Source organism: Kitasatospora sp. NPDC088346, from assembly GCF_044740765.1.
In the GTDB taxonomy this organism is placed as follows: Bacteria; Actinomycetota; Actinomycetes; order Streptomycetales; family Streptomycetaceae; genus Kitasatospora.
Map to the genome: position 1 here is coordinate 22783 of NZ_JBIURH010000045.1, position 19147 is coordinate 41929.

Below are 19147 nucleotides of genomic sequence, written 5' to 3' on the forward strand. Positions count from 1 at the left end.
TGCGCGCCAGTCATTCGGCGGCTCGCCCGACGGGTGGTGGGCTGGCCGGCAGCAATCTGACCGCGCTTTCGGTCTCTTTCTGTGACTGAAAGGAGGGCGGGTTCGTCGATGGACGTGACCCCGGTGCGGCTACAGGGAGTAACTGGTCTCGGTTGGTCGGGCCGGCCCCTCGTCTGAGTGGGTGGTGGGTCAGATGAGGCGGTCGCGGTGGCGGGCGGCGGCTTCGCGGACGAGCTGCGCGAAGCGTTCACGACTGCGGTTCTGATGCTCCTCGGCCTGTGCGTCGTCCCGGTCCTCGAGGTCTTCGTCGTCGTACTCGCTGTGGAGGAGCCAGCAGGCGTGGATGCCGGTGAGGAGGTCTTCGAGGAGGTCCCTGGCCGGGCGCGTGGGGTCGAGCGGTGTCAGGCGCAGGGCGACGTCCGCGGGGTCGATATCTGTCTCGTCGTCGGTGAGTTCGGTGAGGGCTTCGTCCAGGTTATCGAGTTGCTCGCGCAGGGCAGCCGGGTCGGGCAGGAGGCCGTCGGCGACGTTCATGGCGTGGCGGACGAGTCCGGTGACCGCGTCGTAGGGGGAGGCGCCGGATTCGAGGAGTTCGAGGACGAGGGTGGGCGTCTCGTGGGGGAGGGCTTCGATGTTGTCGGCTTCGAGGACCACGGTGGTGGGGTCCTGGCCCGAGGCTTCGGCGGCGACCTCGGCCGCGGCGGCGAGCCAGTGGGCGGCGGCGACGGCGGCGGCGGTCGGGTCGATGGCGGAGAAGAGGGTCTTGGAGCCGAAGGGTTCCTGTTCGAAGAGGTGGTTGGCGGCGGCGACCTGGGCGGGGGAGGCGCCTTCGCGGCTGAGCAGCACGGCTTGCTGGGCTCGTCCGGTGAGGTCGCCGAGCTCGGCGTTCTCGATGGCGGCGAGTTCGACGGAGGCCTCGGTGAGGACGGCCTGGGTCAGCTCCGGGCTGTCGAGGGCGACGAGGGCGCGGCCGATGCGGTTCGCGGATTCGAGGACGGGGCTGTAGGAGACGGTCATCGTGCCGCCGTGGGGGAGGTTCGGCTGGGAGATGGCCCGGACGACGTCGTCGAACCTCTTGCGCTCTTGATCGGGTTGCGAGTCCTCCGTGTCGGTCTCGAGGCCGTCGGTGGCGCTGGTGGGGTGGGTGTAGGTGCGCCAGGCGGCATCGGACAGTTGGGTGAGGGTGCGGGCCAGACTCAGGAGGGCGGTGGTGCTCGCCTCGGCCGGAAGGAGCGCGATACGGGTGGCGAGGTCGCCCTCGCCCGTTCCCCATGTAGCGATCAGCTCGCGGCGGTCGAGATCGACGCAGTACCGCGTCATGGGACGTACCTCCGGTTCCGTTCCTGCGCGCCTTCTGGCACATGGTCAATTCTGGCGCACCGGCAGATCCTCATCTCTGTACGGCTGCTCGGAGGGTGCAGCAGCCCTTTGCCTCGGGGCGGTTCGGTCTCTGCGCCTGGGGCGCACCTGCCGCGGGGCAGCTGCAGACTCCCTCATTCCGCTCGGGCAGCTGTTGGGCGCCGTCAGCGGTGAGCCCGGTGGTGATCGGCTGCTCTGAGCGCGCGGCGGCTGCACGTGGCGTCCGCTCTCAGGACCCGGCATCGCGCGCGTCGCCGGCTCGGCGGTGCAGGAGCCGGCCATGGGCGGCCTCGAAGTGCGTCACGACGTAGACGTCGATCTCGTCGCCGGAGCCTTCGATGATCGCCTCGCCGGTGCCGCGGGCGAACAGGCTCTTGAGACGGCTGCGCCGGGTGGCGCCGATGACGATCTGGGTGGCGTCGACCTCGCGGGCGAAGGCGAGGACGGCCTGGGCCGGGTCGTCGCCGGTGAGTGTGTGCCAGGTGCCGCCGAGGCTTTCCGTCAGGGTCCGCTGGCGGGCCAGCAGCCGTGCGGAGGGGCCGGCCAGGCCGTCGTCGCGTGCGACGTGGACGGCGAGGAACTCGCCGCCCGCGCCGCGCGAGGCGGTCCGTTTGGCCCGCCGGATGAGCGTGTCGCCCTCCGGGCCGCCGGACAGGGCGACCAGCACGCGTTCCCGGACGCCCCAGGGCTGCTGGATGCCGTGGTCCTTGCGGTAGCGCAGCAAGGCTTCCTCGACCCGGTCGGCCGCCCAGAGCAGGGCGATCTCCCGCAGGGCGGTCAGGTTGCCCGGGCGGAAGAAGTGGGCGAGGGCGGCGTCGATCTTCTCGGGCGGGTAGATGTTGCCGTGGGCCATCCGGCGGCGCAGCGCCTCGGCGGACATGTCGACCAGCTCGATCTGGTCGGCGCCGCGTACCACGTCGTCGGGCACCGTCTCGTGCTGCCGGACGCCGGTGATCTGTTCGACGACGTCGTTGAGGGACTCCAGGTGCTGGATGTTCACGGTGGAGATCACGTCGATGCCCGCGTCCAGCAGTTCCTGGACGTCCTGCCATCGCTTGGTGTTCCGGCAGCCGGGGACGTTGGTGTGGGCGAGCTCGTCGACCAGGGCCAGCTGGGGATGGCGGGCCAGGACCGCGTCCAGGTCCATTTCCGTGAAGGACGTGCCCCGGTAAGGCACCGTCTTGCGGGGGACCGTCTCCAGGCCCTCGGCCATCTGACGGGTCAGGGGTCGCCCGTAGTCCTCCATGAACGCGATGACCACGTCCGTGCCCCGCCCGGCGCGGCGCTGCCCTTCGCCGAGCATGTCGTAGGTCTTGCCCACCCCGGGGGCCGCCCCGAGGTAGACCCGCAGTCGGCCGCGCGGCATGTCGCCTCCTCTCGAGCGGGGCCCGGTTCCCGGGCCGGGTCGCCCTCAAGGCCCGGACCGAGGTGACCGGAGCTCTTGATCGGCGCTTCCATCGTCATCCAGGCCGGTGGGAGAGCGCCGCCGGGCCACGCCGGCGAAAATGCCGTGCTGCTGCTCGCTAAAGTCCCGATAAAATGAGCGCAGGTGTGCCGGGAAGCCTGGTCGGCTCGGGGGATGACCGCAGCGATCGGGCGGCGGTGACCCCTCTCGTCGTGATGGGGTCATTTCCGCCGATGCGCGTTGTGGGGATCGTTCTCGTTCTCGTGGTGCTGGCGACCGCCGTGGCCACCTTCGCCCGGCGGCTGCGCCTGCCGGCGCCGTCCCTGCTGGTGCTGGCCGGAGTGGCGGTGGCGCTGATACCCGGTGTTCCCGCGCTGCACATCCCGCCGCAGGCCATCGCACTGGTGGTGCTGCCGCCGCTGCTGTACGCCTCCGCCGAGGAGCTGTCGCTGCGCGACCTGCGGACGGTGTGGCGGCCGGTGACGATCCTCTCCTTCGGCCTGGTCTTCGCCTCCGCCGCCGCCGTGGGCTTCGCGGCCGTCGCCGTCGCGGGCCTGCCGCCCGCGATGGCGTTCGTGCTGGGTGCCGTGCTGTCCAGCACCGACCCGGTGGCGGTGACCGCGCTTGGCCGCCGACTCGCGCTGCCCGGGCGGGTGCAGGTCCTGGTGCAGGCGGAGAGCCTGTTCAACGACGCCACCTCGCTGGTGCTGTTCAAGGTGGCCGTCGGCATCGCCGTGGCCGTCGGCGCGACGGTGAGTGTTCCGGCGGCGGGCGGGGAGTTCCTGCTGCTCGGCGGAGGGGGAAGCCTGGTCGGCGCGGCCGTCGCGGGCCTGGTGTGGCTGGTGCGCCGCCGCACCACCGACCCGGTGCTGGAGACCGTGATCGCCCTGGTCACGCCGTACGCCGCGTACGTGCTGGCCGAGTCCGTCCACACCTCCGGCGTCACGTCGGTCGTGGTCGCGGGTGTGCTGCTCGGACGCTCCGGCCACCGCCTCACCGACGCCCACATCCGCCTCCAGCTGCACGCCGTGTACGCGGTGGTGGTGTTCCTGCTGGAGAGCGTCGTCTTCAGCATCGTCGGCCTGGAGCTGCCCGCCCTGGTGCGGGACCTGCCGGCCGGCACCGGCTGGTGGCCGCTGCAGGCCCTCGCCCTGGCGGCCGTGCTGATCGCGGTGCGGGTGCTCTCGACGCTGCCGCTGACCCGCGCGGTCAAGCCCACCCAGGGCCGACTGTCCTGGCGGGTCGCCGGAGTGGTGACCTGGGCTGGCACCCGCGGGGTGATGCCGCTGGCCGCAGCCCTCTCCATCCCGCTGGTCACCGACGACGGGACGCCGCTCGCCGGCCGGCCGCTGGTGCTGGTGCTGACCACCGCCGTCGTGGTGTTCACCCTCGTCGTGCAGGGCCTGACGCTGGCCGCCGTGGTCAACCGCTCCGGCCTCGCCCTCGAACCCGAACACACCGCCCGCGAGGAGGACGACGCCCGCGACGCCCTCAACCGGGCCGCCCTCGAGCACGTCGAGCACCTCGCCACGCTGGAGACGATGCCCGACACCGCCCTCGACCGGGTCCGGCGAAGCCTCAACGCCCGCCTCGACCGCAGCCCCGAGGGCCCGGACGGCAGCACCGCCGACGCCGCGCACCGGCAGCTGCGCCATGAGGTGATCGCCGTGCAGAACAACGAACTTCACCGCCTGTACGACGAGCACCGCATCAGCGACACCACCCGACGCCGCCTTCAACACGACCTCGACCGCGAGGAAGCCGCTCTCGGCACCCCCTGATCATCGCGTGACAGAGCGGCAGCCCGAGGGCGGCCGTGCCCCTGCGGGCGAAAGGAGGACAGCGGGCGCCGTCGGGTGTGCGTCAGGTGACTCGGGCGGGCATCAGCGCAGTGCCCGGATGCCTGGGACCGCCGTGGGAGGCTGGCGGCCGTGAACCGGTGCGGATCGCGAGTTCGAGGCAGTCCAGGAGCGCGGCCGGGGAGACGACGAGCATCGGGCACCCGGCGTGCGCGCGGCAGTACCGCACCGTCACGCTGAGCCGGACGGGCTGGCGGCGGCTGCGGTGACCGCAGCCGAGGACCAGGAGATCGTCGGCGCGGCCCGCGGCTCGCACCAGCGCGGGGCCAGGAGTGTCCCGCACCACGAGGGGGCGGATCACCAGATCGTCCGGGTGGCCGCCGAAGGCCTGCTCGAAGGCCGTGTCCAGTCGTCGGCAGGCCGCGCGCTCCAGCTCGGAGGTCGGCCGGAACTCCTCGTCGCTCGACCACGCGGTGACCGGCACCAGCACGGCGCCGCGGCTCCGCGCCTCCTCGGCCGCGCGGCCCAGGGCGGCCAGACTGCTCAGCGTGTCGGTCACTCCGACGACGACTCTGGATTGCGTGCTCATGGCTCCAGTGGACACCTGCACGGGCGCGGGCCGGCGGTTCTTGACGCGGCGGATACGGATCGGTCCCCGGGTTTCACGCAGTCCTGACAGTCCGCCCGTGTCAACGCTCCGTCAATCGCCGCTGGCGGAACGTCAGGATTCCGCCATGGTCCGGTGATCGGCGCCGGGCGCGCGTTTGGCTGGGCTGTCGGCCTCCGGGCCGGCCTTCATTCACCGGCCCGTGCCCGAGAAGGACTGCCCCATGCTTCCCCTGGCTCCCGAGAAGGACGCCGTCACGCCCGAGCCGGTGGCATCGCCGTCACCTCGACGCCACCGCGCGGGTGGCGCCCTGTTCGATCCGAAGCAGCTGGCCGCCGCCTTCCCGGAGGCGCTGCGCAAACTGCATCCCCGGGTGATGGTGCGCAACCCCGTCATGTTCGTGGTCGAGGTCGGCTCGGCGCTGACCACACTGTCCGCGATTCTCGCGCCGAGCGTGTTCGCCTGGCTGATCAGTGCCTGGCTGTGGCTGACGGTGGTATTCGCGAACTTGGCCGAGGCGGTCGCCGAAGGGCGAGGCAAGGCGCAGGCGGCCTCGCTGCGCCGAGCCAGGACGGGAACCACCGCGCGACGCCTGCGCAGCTGGCGGGTGGGGCTCACCCGCTTCGAGGAGGAGACCGTCCCGGCGGAGAAGCTGCGCCTGCACGACTTCGTGGTCGTGTCGGCGGGGGAGACGATCCCCGGTGACGGGGACGTGGTCGACGGCGTCGCGGCGGTCGACGAGTCCGCGATCACGGGGGAGTCCGCGCCGGTGATCCGGGAGGCCGGCGGCGACCGCTGTTCGGTGACCGGCGGCACGACGGTGCTGTCCGACCGGATCGTCGTGCGGATCACCTCCAAGCCGGGGCTGACCTTCATCGACCGGATGATTGCCCTGGTCGAGGGTGCCGAGCGGAAGAAGACCCCGAACGAGATCGCGCTCAACCTGCTGCTCGCGTCGCTGACCGTCGTGTTCATCCTGTCCGTGGTCACCCTGCAACCGATGGCGATCTACGCCGGGGCCGAGCAGTCGACGGCGGTACTGGTGGCGCTCCTCGTGGCGCTGATCCCGACCACGATCGGCGCGTTGCTCTCGGCGATCGGCATCGCCGGCATGGACCGGCTGGTGCAGCGCAACGTGCTGGCGATGTCCGGCCGGGCGGTGGAGGCGGCAGGCGACGTGGACGTCCTGCTGCTCGACAAGACCGGCACGATCACCTTCGGCAACCGGCAGGCCGTGCGCTTCGTGCCCGCCCCCGGCGTCCCGGCGGACCGGATGGCCGAGGCCGCCCAGCTGTCCTCGCTGGCCGACGAGACCCCGGAAGGCCGGTCGATCGTCGTTCTCGCCAAGCAGTACGGGCTGCGGGAGCGTGCCGACGGCGAACTGGGGCGGATGGAGTTCGTGCCGTTCAGCGCGCAGACCCGGATGAGCGGCGTCGACCTCAACTGGCCGGACGGGACGGTCATCCACGTCCGCAAGGGCGCCTCGGCGGCGATCTCCGCGTGGGTGTACGAGCGGGGCGGCCTGGTGCCCGGCGAAGCGCTGGAAGCGGTCGACATCATCTCGGCGAACGGCGGCACACCCCTGCTGGTCGCGGTCCACGACCGGCACGGCGCGCGGGTGATGGGCACCGTCCAGCTCAAGGACGTGGTGAAGGACGGCATCCGGGAGCGCTTCGCCGAGCTGCGCCGGATGGGCATTCGTACGGTGATGGTCACCGGCGACAACCCGCTGACCGCCCGGGCGATCGCGGCCGAGGCCGGCGTGGACGACTTCCTGGCGGAGGCGACCCCGGAGGACAAGCTCGCGCTCATCAAGCGGGAGCAGGAGGGCGGGAAGCTGGTCGCGATGACCGGTGACGGCACCAACGACGCCCCGGCCCTCGCCCAGGCGGACGTCGGCGTGGCGATGAACACCGGCACCTCCGCCGCCAAGGAGGCCGGCAACATGGTCGACCTGGACTCCAGTCCCACCAAGCTGATCGAGATCGTCGAAGTCGGCAAGCAACTGCTCATCACCCGCGGCGCGCTGACCACGTTCTCGATCGCCAACGACGTCGCCAAGTACTTCGCGATCATCCCGGCAATGTTCGCCGGCGCGTACCCGGGCCTGCGGCACCTCAACATCATGGCGCTGCACAGCCCGACCTCCGCCATCACCTCGGCGATCATCTTCAACGCGTTGATCATCGTCGCGCTGATCCCGCTCGCCCTGCGGGGGGTCCGCTACCGGCCGGCCTCCGCTTCCCAACTGCTCGCCCGGAACCTGCGCGTCTTCGGGCTCGGCGGGCTGCTCCTGCCGTTCGTCGGCATCAAACTGATCGACCTGCTGGTGGTGCGGTTCCTGGTCTGAGCGGAGCCGGTACGCGCTGGTGCCGCACCAGCTGGCGTCTGTCAGGTGTCCAGTCGGGCGCGGATGAGTGTGTCGAGTCGCTGCCAGGCCGGGGACGAGGCGTTGACCGTGTCCTGGATGAGCGAAGGGATCTCGGAGGGCGCGTCCAGCCCGGGCAGTTCGTCGGGACCGTAGCGTTCCCGGGTCGCCTCGGCGATCCGGCGGGCGAGGTCGTCGATGCGGGGATCGTCGGCGTCGAGGTCGTGCGCGTGGTCGTAGTCGAGGAAGAGCTGCCGCAGTGCCGGGTCGGCGAGGGCCTCGGCCTGGTCGTGGAGCAGGGCGATCGCGCGGTCCGGGTGGGTGGCGAACACGAGGATCCACAGGTCCCGTTGCAGCTCCACCCATCGGGGCGTGAATCCCCAGTGGGCCAGGTGTCGCAGGTGGACACCGGCCTCGGTGGGCAGCGGCGCCAGCTGCCCGGCGGCGAGCTCGCGCAGGCGTCCCTGCGTTGCCCGCAGGCCGCGGATGCGGACGGTCAGCTCGTCGTCGATCTCGCGCAGTGCCTGCTGGAACTCCTCGTCGCTCGCGGATCTCAGGTCTCTGATGCGGGACAGGGGGACGCCGGCTTCGGCGAGAGTCCGGATCTTGATCAGCTCGATCGCGTCCTTCGCGTCGTACCGCCGGTAGCCGGACGCATCGCGGCCGGGCTCGGGGAACAGCCCCTTGTCGTGGTAGACGCGGATGGTCTTGGTCGACACGCCGATGTACCTGGCCAGCTGTCCGATCGTGATCACTCGGCCATCATCCCGCTTGACCTTTCCCTTGGGGCAGGGTTGCACGATGGCGTCATGACGAACATCAATGTCGATCGGGAGACCCTGCGCGAGCTGGCCGATGAGGGCAACGAGACCGCTCTGGACCGGTTGGCCGACCTCGCCGACACGGCCGGCAACGTCGAGGAGCTGAGCGAGCTGCTGGACGAGGGGTCCATGCGCGCCGGTCTCCTGCTCACCCGACGCGCGGTCGCGACCGGCGACCTGCGCGAGCTGCAGCGGATCTCCGACGCCGGGTACGACGAGGCCGGGAACGAGCTGGACCGGCTGCTGAAGCCGCCGGCCGGCGAACCGAACGACTGAGGATTCGATCGGCCGCGACGGCGGCACTCGTTGGTCCTCCGGCGTCAAGAACCCGTAGGGATTGCGGCCCCCGGCGTCAGGAATCCGTCAACAAACGCGTGGATCGCCGGGAACGCGCTCTTGGCTGGACCGGGCAGCACAACGGCACGCGCCCGTTCCGGTGATCCGCCGGGACGGCGGCTGCCCCATCCGGGAAGCCCGGTGTGTGCTGAACGAGACGGACCGAGGGCCGAGGAGCGCACCGGTGAGGATGTACCGTGTCCGGCCCGGTGGCCGGTGGTTCCACCCGGTGGCGCAGCGCCTCGGGGTCGGCATGTCCCTCGCCGTCGCGCTGACCGGTAGCGCGGTCCTCACGCCTGCCCTGGGCTGGGTGCGTGAGCTGAACCCGGGCTGGTTCGCCTTCGGCGCCTACGCGCTGCTCTGCACCCTGATCAGCGCGGTGTCCCGCCCTGCGGCCGCGCCGCTCGTGGGGCTGTCCGGGTGGCTGTTCTTCGACGGGTTCGCCGTGCACCGGTACGGGGCGGTGGCTTGGGCCGGGCGTATCGACGTGCTGCGGTTCCTCGTGCTCGCCGCGGTGGCCCTCGCCGCCTCGCTCCCCGCAGCGTTGCCCCGGCGGAGGATCCGCATCCACGCCGTCCGCGTGCCCGACAGGGTCGCGGGCGGTCGGCGTTGACGGTCGTCAAGGATCCATCAGGACCCGCGGTTGCGCCTTGTCCGGCCCTTCGCGGTGGATTTGAATGAGCGTCATGAACCGTCCGGCCCGTCACCACGACCGCCCGCCGCATCCGCGGGCGCTGGGCTGTGCCGCGGTCATCACCTGCGCCATCCGGTAGGGATTGCCTCCCCGCAACCCGCCCGATCGCGCCCCGCAGGCGGGCGGTAGCAGCGGCCCGCCTGCGGAGGTACCCGGCCTGGCCCGAGCGCTGAACGCACACTGCCGCAGCCTCCTTCTCGCTGTTCACTTCCCGCACGCCCGGCACCCGGTCGCTCCACGCGCGCCCGCGGCCCTCCGGGGTGCCCTCCTACCCAGGGACCGAACCATGTCCGAAGTCCTGTCCGCCCGCACCGCCCTGGTGACCGGAGCCTCGTCCGGTATCGGTTGGGAGACCGCCCGGCTGCTGGCCGAACGCGGTGCCACCGTCGTCGTTCATGCCCGTACCGCTCGCGAGGGCGAGGACGCCGTCGAGCGGCTGGTATCCCGCGGTATCGCCGCCGGGAGGCTGCACATGTTCGCCGCCGATTTCACCCGCCTGGCCGAGGTCGGACAGCTCGCGGACACCGTCGCCCGGGCGTTCCCGGCGCTCGACCTGCTGGTCAACAACGCGGCCGTGATGGCGCCCGAGCGGTGCACCCTGACCGATGACGGCATCGAGGTCTCCTTCCAGGTCAACTTCCTCGCCGCCCACCTGCTAGCCCGGCTGCTGCGCGGACCCCTGTCCGCGGCCGCCGGCGGCGGACGGATCGTCAACGTCTCCTCCTCCCTGCACCGCACGGCTGCGATGAACTGGAACGACCCGAACCGGGTCAGGAAGTACTCCCGCGTCGCCGCGTACGCGCAGTCGCAGCTGGCACTGAGCATGGACACCCTCGCGATGGCCCCCGAGGGCTCGGGCATCACCGCGGTGAGCGTCAACCCGGGCCTGTGCGACACCGCGCTGCTGCCGCTGTACGGCCGGGTCGGCGCCCCGCCGGCCGAAGGCGCGGCCGCCGTGGTCCGCCTGTGCCTGCCGGCCTTCCGGCTCATCAACGGCGAGTACTACGACGGCGGCGACATCGCCCCGACCGCGGTCGCCGTCCACGAGGACCGCTCGCAGCGCCGCCTGGTCAAGCTCGCCGACCAGCTGACCGCCGCCGGCGCCTGACCCCGCCGCGCAGAAAGAGGAGCGCCCGCGTGTCCAAGCGCGCCCGCAAGAAGAAGACCCGCCGGAAGAAGAAGGCCAACCACGGCCGCAAGCCCGGCCAGTAGACCCACCACAGACCCACCCGGTGCCGCGTGCCACCGGCACCGGGTGACGCACCACCACGGCCCCGAGGCCGCCGTCCGCCAGCCGCTCGGCGACGGCGCCTGGGGCCGTGGCGCGGACCCTGTCAAGGTCGCATCAAAGGCCCGTGGCGTGGCGTCAACGTCCCGTATGGCAGCCCGGCCGCCCGCGCCGGGAGCCCGGACGATCGGAGAACACCGCATACCACGGAGGCCCGAGCACGATGTCCGACACCGCCCGAGTGCAGCAGTCCACGACGGAACCTCCTGATACCGCCGCCGTCCACGACCGGCACCGGCTGACCGCACTTGGCGGGCTGGCCGCCCTCTCGCTGGACGCTATGGCCTCAGTGGCGTACGGCCCGGAGGCGATCGTGCTGGTGCTGGCCGCGGCCGGCTCGTACGGACTCGGGTTCACGCTGCCGGTGACGGTGGCGATCGCGGTGCTGCTGGCGGTGCTGGTCGCCTCCTACCGCCAGGTGATCGCAGCCTTCCCGGACGGCGGCGGCTCGTACGCAGTCGCCAAGGCCCACCTGGGCCGGCGTACCGCGCTTACCGCGGCGGCGTCGCTGGTGATCGACTACGTCCTGAACGTCGCGGTGTCCGTCACGGCCGGCGTCGCGGCGCTTACCTCGGCCTTCCCCGGCCTGTACGGCGAGCGGGTCTGGCTGTGCCTGGGCGTGCTCACCCTGGTGACGGCGGTCAACCTGCGCGGCATCGCCGAGTCGGCGCGCTGGTTCATGGCGCCCACCGCCGTCTTCGTGCTGTCGATCCTGGCGATCATCGCGGCCGGCCTGTTCCGCGGCGCCCCCGCCTCCACCGCGGCCGCCACCGGCCATGCCTCGGCGCTCGCCGGCAGCGCCACGACGGTCGGCGTGCTGCTCCTCCTGAAGGCCTTCGCGGCGGGCTGTTCGGCACTGACCGGCGTCGAGGCGATCGCCAACGCCGTCCCCACCTTCCGTACGCCCGGGGTGCGGCGGGCCCAGCGGACCGAGGTGGCGCTCGGCGCGCTGCTGGGGGTGATGCTGATCGGCCTCGCGGTGCTGATCGGCCGATTCCACCTCCAGCCGGTGGAGGGCGTGACCGTGCTGGCCCAGCTCGCGGACGCCTCGCTCGGGCACGGGTTCGGCTTCTACCTGGTGCAGTTCGCGACCGTGATCCTGCTGGCGCTGGCCGCCAACACCTCCTTCGGCGGCCTGCCGGTGCTGCTGCGCCTGCTGGCCCGCGACAACCACCTGCCGCACGTCTTCGCGCTGCGCGCCGACCGGCAGGTCCACCGGCACGGCGTCCTGTTCCTCGCCGTGGTCTCGGCCGCGCTCCTGGTCGCCTCCGGCGGGGACATGAACAGCCTGGTCCCGCTCTTCGCGATCGGCGTGTTCGTCGGCTTCACCATCTGCCAGGTCGGCATGGTCCGGCACTGGCGGCAGGAACGCGGCCCGCGATGGCGCGGCCGGGCGCTGCTGAACGGCTTCGGCGCGCTGCTCACCGGCATCGCCGCCCTGGTCGTGGCGGGCACCAAATTCACCGAGGGCGCCTGGGGCATCTGCCTGGCCCTTCCGCTGCTGGTCCTGCTCTTCGAGGCGGTCCACCGCGCGTACGGGCGGATCGGCGAACGCCTGGAGCTCGGCCGGATCCCCGCGCCCGTCGCACCGCAGCGCTCGCTGGTCGTCGTCCCGGTCCACGCGATCACCCGCCTCACCCGGGAGGCGCTGTGCGCGGCGGCCTCACTCGGCGACGACGTGCTGGCCGTCACCGTCGTCCACACCTCACCCGACGAGGAGGACCGCCGCGCCGCGGAGGCGCTGCGCCGCGACTGGGAGCTGTGGCGCCCCGGCGTCCCGCTGGTCGAGGTCCCGGCCGGCCACCGCCGCGTCGGCGCGCCGCTGGCCGACTACGTCAACCGGCTGGCCTCCGACCGCAGCCATGACCGGATCACCGTGCTCGTGCCGGAGGTGGAGCCGGCCCGGCTGTGGCAGCGGGCCCTGCAGAACCAGCGCGGCGCCGTCATCGTCCGAGCACTGCGCCGGGACACCGAGGCCGTGGTCTGCCGGCTGCGGTTGCGCGTGCCCCGGTAGACGCTGGTCGATATGACCGAATTGCTCCGACTGGTGGAGTTCGAGGGCTGATATTGACGATTCCTTAACGGGTCCTCTTAGCGCCCGGGCGCGACGCTGCCTCGGACGGTGGAATGTCGCTTGACCTGCGGAAACGTGGAAGCCATGGGCGGGCGGAGCCTTCTGGGACGAGCTCCTCGGGGTCATTGTCTTAACGCCGGCGGCCCCTACTCTCGCTTACGTGTTCAACGTGCCCCAGGCGCTCAAGCGCCTCGTGATCGGCCAGGCCATGCGCAGCGAGGAGCTGGGCGAGACGCTGCTCCCCAAGCGGCTGGCGCTGCCGATCTTCGCTTCCGACCCGCTCTCCTCGGTCGCCTACGCGACCGGTGAGATCCTGCTCGTCCTCACCGTGGGCGGCACCGCCTTCCTGTACCTGACGCCGTGGATCGCGGCGGCCGTCGTTGCCCTGATGGCGGTCGTGGTGCTGTCCTACCGCCAGGTGGTGCGCGCCTACCCGAGCGGTGGCGGCTCGTACGAGGTGGTGTCCAAGAACCTCGGCGCCAACTCCGGCCTCGTGGTCGCCGCATCGCTGCTGGTCGACTACGTGATGACCGTCGCGGTGTCGGTCGCCTCGGGCGTGGACAACATCATCTCCGCGTTCAACGGGCTCGCGGACTACCGGGTCGTGCTGGCGATCGCGTTCGTGGTCCTGCTGACCGCGATGAACCTTCGCGGTGTGCGCGAGTCCGGCCGGGCCTTTGCCGCGCCGACGTACCTGTTCATCGGCGGCATCCTGCTGATGGTGATCACCGGCCTGATCCGGGTGGTCTTCGGCGATAACCCGCAGGCGCCGACCGCGGCCTTCGGCATCAACCCCGAGGACCACAAGGACACCCTGGCGGGCCTCGGCCTGCTGCTGCTCGGCCTGCGCGCCTTCGCCTCCGGCTGTACGGCGCTGACCGGCGTCGAGGCGATCTCCAACGGCGTGCCGGCCTTCCGCACGCCGAAGGCGAAGAACGCCGCGACCACCATGGCCGTCATGGGCATCACCGCCGTGGTGATGTTCGTCGGCGTCACCGTGCTGGCGATGACCTCGCACGTGCACTACGTCGAGAACGCCTGCCAGCTCGTCGGGATCACCGGCGACTGCAACAGCTACACCCAGCAGACGGTGATCGCGCAGCTGGCGTCGACCTTCCTCGGCGGCGACAACAGCATCCTGTTCTACTTCATCCAGGCGGTCACCGCCCTGGTGCTGATCCTGGCTGCGAACACCGCGTTCAACGGCTTCCCGCTGCTGGCCTCGATCCTGGCCGAGCACCGCTACCTGCCCCGGCAGATGCACACCCGCGGTGACCGGCTGGCCTTCTCCAACGGCATCATCGCGCTCGCGGTGGTGGCCGGCGGCCTGCTGTGGTTCTACCAGGCGGACGTCACCAGCCTGATCCACCTGTATATCCTGGGCGTGTTCACCTCCTTCACGCTCTCCCAGATCGGCATGGTCCGGCACTGGAACCGCGCCCTGGCCACCGAGACCGACCCGTCCGTGCGCGGAGCCGCCCAGCGCTCCCGGATCATCAACGGCCTGGGCGCGGTCACCACCGCGCTGGTCCTGGTGATCGTGCTGATCACCAAGTTCACCCAGGGCGCCTGGCTCGCCGTAGTCGCCGCCGTGCTGCTGTGGCTGATGATGCGCGGCATTCGCCGGCACTACGACGCCGTCTCGGCGGAGCTGGCGATCGAGGACCCGCGTGAGGAGTCGGCCAAACCTACGAAGGTGCACGGCGTGGTGCTGGTCTCCAAGCTGCACAAGGCCACCCTGCGCGCCTTGGGCTACGCCCAGGCGTTCCGCCCCGACACCCTGGAGGCGGTCACCGTCGCGGTGGAGAAGGACGCCACCGACGAGCTCAAGGCGCAGTGGGACTCCTACGAGATCCAGGTGCCGCTGAAGGTGCTGGACTCGCCGTACCGCGAGATCACCAAACCGGTCGTGAACTACGTCCGCGAGTACCGCAGGTCCAGCCCGCGCGAGGCGGTGGCGGTGTTCATCCCCGAGTACGTGGTCGGGCACTGGTGGGAGCACCTGCTGCACAACCAGTCCGCGCTGTGGCTGAAGTCCCGGCTGCTGTTCACCCCTGGCGTGATGGTGATCAGCGTGCCGTGGCAGCTGGCCTCCGCGCCGCGCGCCGACCGTCCGGCCCGCCGCGCGCCGGGCGCCGTGCGCCGTGGCGAGCCCGCGCCCGTCAAGGACGTGCCCGAGCCGCAGAAGATCTGACCCCGTTCCCGATGCCCCGGACAGCGCCGCTGGCCGGGGCATCGGCACGTTTCGGCCAAGCCTCGGTCTCGGCCGAATGACGCGGGCGTCAAGGCGGCGTCAATGTTGGTGGTTCACCCGTATGGAGGGCGTCAGGAAACCGGGAACGGCGCTGACCGGCTGGTTTGCTGCTCTCGCCGGTCCTTCGCCGGCCCCGCCCGGAGCGTCCGGGGATCTCCGGCGGTGACAGCCCCCTTCGACCAGTTGGTGGAGCACCCATGCTCGATCTCGTCTTCGTCGGTGTCACGGTCGCCGTGTTCGCCGTCATCGCCCTCATTGCGAAGGGGGTCGAGAAGCTGTGAGCGCCGAGAACATCGCAGGTCTCATCGTCGCCGTCGCACTCGTCGGCTACCTCGTCGTCGCGCTGATCTACCCGGAGAAGTTCTGATCATGAGCTCCACTCTCGCCGGGTGGCTGCAGGCCCTCGCCCTGGTCGGCGCGCTGGCTCTCTGCTACCGCCCCCTGGGCGACTACATCGCCCACCTGCTCACCTCCGCCAAGCACCTGAGAATCGAACGCGGCCTCTACAAGGTCGTCGGCGTCGACGGTGACGCCGACCAGCGCTGGCCGGTCTACCTGCGCTCGGTCCTCGCCTTCTCCGCGCTGTCGATCCTCTTCCTGTACGGGCTGATCCGCCTCCAGACGCACCTGCTGCTGTCGCTGGGCATGCCGGAGATGGCCCCGCACCAGGCGTGGAACACCGCGATCTCGTTCACCACCAACACCAACTGGCAGTCGTACTCCGGTGAGGCCGCCCTCGGCCACCTGGTGCAGATGGCCGGCCTGGCGGTGCAGAACTTCGTCTCGGCCGCCGTCGGCATCGCGATCGTCGCCGCCCTGATCCGGGGCTTCACCCGCAACCGCACCGACCGGGTCGGCAACTTCTGGGTCGACCTGACCCGCATCGTGCTGCGCCTGCTGCTGCCGCTGTCGATCGTCTTCGCGCTGGTGCTGGTCGCCAACGGCGTGATCCAGAACTTCCACGGCTTCCACGACCTGGCGACCCTGGGCGGCGACACGCAGTCCATCCCGGGCGGCCCGGTGGCCTCGCAGGAGGTCATCAAGGAGCTGGGCACCAACGGTGGTGGCTTCTTCAACGCCAACTCCGCGCACCCCTTCGAGAACCCGAACGGCTTCACCAACTGGCTGGAGATCTTCCTGCTGCTGGTGATCTCCTTCTCGCTGCCGCGCACCTTCGGCAAGATGGTCGGCGACAACCGCCAGGGCTACGCGATCGTCGCCGTGATGGCGATCTTCTGGGTCGCCTCGGCCGCGCTGATCACCTTCGCCGAGTCGCAGCACTCCGGCACCGCCCTGCAGGCCGCGGGCGGCGCGATGGAGGGCAAGGAGCAGCGCTTCGGCATCGCTGCCAGCTCGCTCTTCGCCGCCTCCACGACGCTGACCTCGACCGGCGCGGTGAACTCCTTCCACGACTCGTTCACGCCCTTCGGCGGCGGCATCACGATCTTCAACATGATGCTCGGCGAGATCGCACCTGGCGGCACCGGCTCGGGCCTTTACGGGATGCTGATCCTGGCGATCGTCGCGGTGTTCGTGGCGGGTCTGATGGTCGGCCGCACTCCGGAGTACCTGGGCAAGAAGCTCGGCGGCCGGGAGATGAAGTTCGCCTCCCTCTACATCCTGACCACGCCCGCGCTGGTGCTGATCGGCACGGGTATCGCGATGGCGCTGCCGGGCGAGCGGGCGGGGATGCTGAACTCGGGCGCCCACGGGTTCTCCGAGGTGCTCTACGCGTTCACCTCCGCGAGCAACAACAACGGTTCGGCGTTCGCCGGCATCACGGTGAACACGCCGTGGTACGACACCGCGCTGGGTCTGGCGATGGTGTTCGGCCGGTTCCTGCCGATGGTGTTCGTCCTGGCGCTGGCGGGTTCGCTCGCCCAGCAGCAGCCGGTCCCCGCGAGCGCGGGCACGCTGCCCACCCACAAGCCGCTGTTCGTCGGGCTGCTGTCGGGCGTCGTCCTGATCGTCGTCGGCCTCACCTACTTCCCGGCTCTCGCTCTCGGGCCGATCGCGGAAGGTCTCCACTGATGTCCACCACTCTTACTCCCGCACCGGTCGAAGGCAGCCAGGCGCCGCACAGAGTCTCTGCCGGCCTGCTCGACCCGAAGCTGATCGCCAAGTCCCTGCCGGACGCGGTGAAGAAGCTCGACCCGCGTGTCATGGTCAAGAACCCGGTCATGTTCGTGGTCGAGGTCGGCTCGGTCGTCACCACGATCTCCGCGATCGCCGACCCGTCCGTGTTCGCCTGGGCGATCACCGTCTGGCTGTGGCTCACCACGGTCTTCGCCAACCTCGCCGAAGCGGTCGCCGAGGGGCGCGGCAAGGCGCAGGCCGACACGCTGCGCAAGACCAAGACCGAGTCGGTGGCCCGCCGCCTGCTCGACTGGCCCGCCTCGCAGGACGAGGAGGAGGTGCCGGGCACCGCGCTGCGTCTCGGCGACCACGTCGTCGTGGAGGCCGGTCAGACCATCCCCGGTGACGGTGACGTCGTCGAGGGCGTCGCGAGCGTCGACGAGTCGGCGATCACCGGCGAGTCGGCTCCGGTGATCCGTGAGTCGGGTGGTGACCGCAGCGCGGTGACCGGCGGCACCAAGGTGCTGTCCGACCGGATCGTGGTGAAGATCGCCTCGGAGCCGGGCAAGTCGTTCATCGACCGGATGATCGCCCTGGTCGAGGGCGCCGCCCGGCAGAAGACCCCGAACGAGATAGCCCTCAACATCCTGCTGGCCTCGCTGACGATCGTGTTCCTGATCGCGGTGGTCACCCTGCAGCCGATGGCGACCTACGCCGGTGCCCCGCAGTCGATGATCGTGCTGGTGGCGCTGATCGTGGCGCTGATCCCGACCACCATCGGCGCGCTGCTCTCGGCGATCGGCATCGCCGGCATGGACCGCCTGGTGCAGCGCAACGTCCTGGCGATGTCCGGCCGTGCGGTCGAGGCCGCCGGTGACGTCAACACGCTGCTGCTGGACAAGACCGGCACCATCACCCTGGGCAACCGTCAGGCCGCCGAGTTCCAGCCCGCCGAGGGCGTCGAGGTGGGCGAGCTCGCGGACGCCGCCCAGCTGTCCTCGCTCGCCGACGAGACGCCCGAGGGCCGCTCGATCGTCGTCCTCGCCAAGACCGCGTACGGTCTGCGGGCCCGCGCCCAGGGCGAGCTCGCGCACGCCACCTGGGTGCCGTTCACCGCGCAGACCCGTATGTCCGGCGTCGACCTCGACGAGGCCGACGGTGTCCACCAGGTCCGCAAGGGCGCGGCCGGCTCGGTCGCCAACTGGGTCACCGAGAACGGCGGCGCCGTCGGCTCGGACGTGGCGCAGCTGGTCGACGGCATCTCCGCGGCCGGCGGCACCCCGCTGGTCGTCGCCGAGAAGAACGGCGAGAAGGCCCCCCGCGTCCTCGGCGTCATCTACCTCAAGGACGTGGTCAAGGAGGGCATGCGGGAGCGGTTCGACGAGCTGCGGCGCATGGGCATCAAGACCATCATGATCACCGGTGACAACCCGCTGACCGCCAGGGCGATCGCGGAGGAGGCGGGCGTGGACGACTTCCTCGCCGAGGCCACCCCCGAGGACAAGATGGCCCTGATCAAGAAGGAGCAGGCCGGCGGGAAGCTGGTCGCGATGACCGGCGACGGCACCAACGACGCCCCCGCCCTCGCCCAGGCCGACGTCGGCGTGGCGATGAACACCGGCACCATGGCGGCCAAGGAGGCCGGCAACATGGTGGACCTGGACTCCAACCCCACCAAGCTGATCGAGATCGTCGAGATCGGCAAGCAGCTGCTCATCACGCGCGGCGCGCTGACGACCTTCTCGATCGCCAACGACGTCGCCAAGTACTTCGCGATCATCCCCGCGATGTTCGCCGGCGTCTACCCGGGCCTGCGCCACCTCAACATCATGGGCCTGCACAGCCCCCAGTCCGCGATCACCTCGGCGATCGTCTTCAACGCCCTGGTCATCATCGGCCTGATCCCGCTCGCCCTGCGCGGCGTCAAGTACCGGCCTTCCGACGCGAGTTCGCTGCTGGCCCGGAACATCGGGGTCTACGGGCTCGGCGGCCTGGTCGTCCCCTTCGTCGGCATCAAGGCGATCGACCTGATCGTCCAGTTCATCCCCGGCCTGAGCTGAGAGAGG

14 protein-coding genes are annotated in these 19147 nt (G+C 70.9%); 10 read left to right on the forward strand and 4 right to left on the reverse strand.

Annotated features, from left to right (window positions below):
• Nucleotides 1-189: 189 nt before the first annotated feature.
• Nucleotides 190-1320 (reverse strand): hypothetical protein, encoded by a 1131-nt coding sequence (locus tag ACIOFR_RS34110; protein WP_401003349.1) that lies wholly within the window; start codon nucleotides 1318-1320, stop codon nucleotides 190-192.
• 268 nt (nucleotides 1321-1588) lie between these two features.
• The gene (locus ACIOFR_RS34115) at nucleotides 1589-2725 is read right to left on the reverse strand and encodes a universal stress protein (protein ID WP_401003351.1); all 1137 of its coding nucleotides are present in this window, start codon (nucleotides 2723-2725) and stop codon (nucleotides 1589-1591) included.
• Between the two features lie 272 nt (nucleotides 2726-2997).
• Here ACIOFR_RS34115 and ACIOFR_RS34120 point away from each other — a divergent pair, with 272 nt between their 5' ends.
• Complete coding sequence (locus tag ACIOFR_RS34120; RefSeq protein WP_401003353.1) at nucleotides 2998-4545, forward strand: Na+/H+ antiporter; 1548 nt, start codon at nucleotides 2998-3000, stop codon at nucleotides 4543-4545.
• Nucleotides 4546-4627: 82 nt separating this feature from the next.
• Here ACIOFR_RS34120 and ACIOFR_RS34125 read toward each other — a convergent pair whose 3' ends face one another.
• Nucleotides 4628-5152: a universal stress protein gene (locus tag ACIOFR_RS34125; protein WP_401003355.1), complete on the reverse strand. Its 525-nt coding sequence runs from the start codon at nucleotides 5150-5152 to the stop codon at nucleotides 4628-4630.
• 241 nt (nucleotides 5153-5393) lie between these two features.
• Here ACIOFR_RS34125 and kdpB (ACIOFR_RS34130) point away from each other — a divergent pair, with 241 nt between their 5' ends.
• Nucleotides 5394-7520 carry a potassium-transporting ATPase subunit KdpB gene (kdpB, locus tag ACIOFR_RS34130; RefSeq protein ID WP_401003357.1) on the forward strand — a complete coding sequence of 709 codons (2127 nt, stop codon included), beginning with the start codon at nucleotides 5394-5396 and terminating at the stop codon, nucleotides 7518-7520.
• Nucleotides 7521-7561: 41 nt separating this feature from the next.
• On the opposite strand, the gene ACIOFR_RS34135 is transcribed toward kdpB (ACIOFR_RS34130), so the two are convergent.
• On the reverse strand, nucleotides 7562-8293 hold the full coding sequence (locus ACIOFR_RS34135) for a MerR family transcriptional regulator (protein WP_401003359.1): 732 nt from the start codon (nucleotides 8291-8293) through the stop codon (nucleotides 7562-7564).
• A gap of 54 nt (nucleotides 8294-8347) precedes the next feature.
• On the opposite strand from ACIOFR_RS34135, the gene ACIOFR_RS34140 reads away from it, so the two are divergent.
• From ACIOFR_RS34140 to kdpB (ACIOFR_RS34175), 8 genes are all read left to right on the forward strand, one after another.
• Nucleotides 8348-8635, forward strand: coding sequence for a hypothetical protein (locus ACIOFR_RS34140; protein ID WP_401003361.1), 288 nt, complete (start codon nucleotides 8348-8350; stop codon nucleotides 8633-8635).
• A 244-nt stretch (nucleotides 8636-8879) separates the two neighbouring features.
• Entirely contained in the window at nucleotides 8880-9308 is a 429-nt protein-coding gene (locus tag ACIOFR_RS34145) for a hypothetical protein (protein ID WP_401003363.1), read from the forward strand.
• A 367-nt stretch (nucleotides 9309-9675) separates the two neighbouring features.
• A complete protein-coding gene (locus ACIOFR_RS34150; protein WP_401003365.1) occupies nucleotides 9676-10497 on the forward strand; it encodes an SDR family NAD(P)-dependent oxidoreductase in 822 nt (273 codons plus the stop codon).
• Between the two features lie 343 nt (nucleotides 10498-10840).
• Nucleotides 10841-12691, forward strand: coding sequence for an APC family permease (locus ACIOFR_RS34155; RefSeq protein ID WP_401003367.1), 1851 nt, complete (start codon nucleotides 10841-10843; stop codon nucleotides 12689-12691).
• A 220-nt stretch (nucleotides 12692-12911) separates the two neighbouring features.
• Nucleotides 12912-14945, forward strand: a complete 2034-nt coding sequence (locus ACIOFR_RS34160) for an APC family permease (protein ID WP_401003369.1) — start codon at nucleotides 12912-12914, stop codon at nucleotides 14943-14945.
• A gap of 337 nt (nucleotides 14946-15282) precedes the next feature.
• Entirely contained in the window at nucleotides 15283-15372 is a 90-nt protein-coding gene (kdpF, locus tag ACIOFR_RS34165) for a K(+)-transporting ATPase subunit F (RefSeq protein WP_097237446.1), read from the forward strand.
• A gap of 2 nt (nucleotides 15373-15374) precedes the next feature.
• On the forward strand, nucleotides 15375-17036 hold the full coding sequence (kdpA, locus tag ACIOFR_RS34170; protein WP_401003371.1) for a potassium-transporting ATPase subunit KdpA: 1662 nt from the start codon (nucleotides 15375-15377) through the stop codon (nucleotides 17034-17036).
• On the forward strand, nucleotides 17036-19141 hold the full coding sequence (kdpB, locus tag ACIOFR_RS34175) for a potassium-transporting ATPase subunit KdpB (RefSeq protein WP_401003373.1): 2106 nt from the start codon (nucleotides 17036-17038) through the stop codon (nucleotides 19139-19141). Before kdpA ends, kdpB (ACIOFR_RS34175) begins: the two co-directional genes overlap by 1 nt.
• The last annotated feature ends 6 nt before the right edge of the window (nucleotides 19142-19147 follow it).